This is a genomic window from Belnapia sp. AC561, assembly GCF_979252845.1.
The window spans coordinates 1-247 of the sequence record NZ_CEEDBP010000392.1; the positions used below are offsets into that span (position 1 = coordinate 1).

A 247-nucleotide genomic window follows, 5' to 3' on the forward strand; every position below is an offset into this window, starting at 1 on the left:
GGGCAGCGGCATCATCCACACCCCCTCGATCACCGCCTACAAGGGCAGCCCGGGGCTGATCGACTATTCCAGCACCAAGGGCGCCACCGCATTCACCCGGATCTGCCGGCTTTCCCAGAGCTGCTGCGACAGGCTGCGGGTGAAGGCGAGGCTGGCGCCCTTGGTGCTGGAATAGTCGATCAGCCCCGGGCTGCCCTTGTAGGCGGTGCTCGAGGGGGTGTTGATGATGCCGCTGCCCGAGGGCATG

1 protein-coding gene is annotated in these 247 nt (G+C 66.8%); it reads right to left on the minus strand.

Annotated elements, in window-relative coordinates:
- Nucleotides 1-63: 63 nt before the first annotated feature.
- The coding region (locus AC0IW9_RS31565; protein WP_471652230.1) for an SDR family NAD(P)-dependent oxidoreductase at nucleotides 64-247 on the minus strand (184 nt) is incomplete at its 5' end.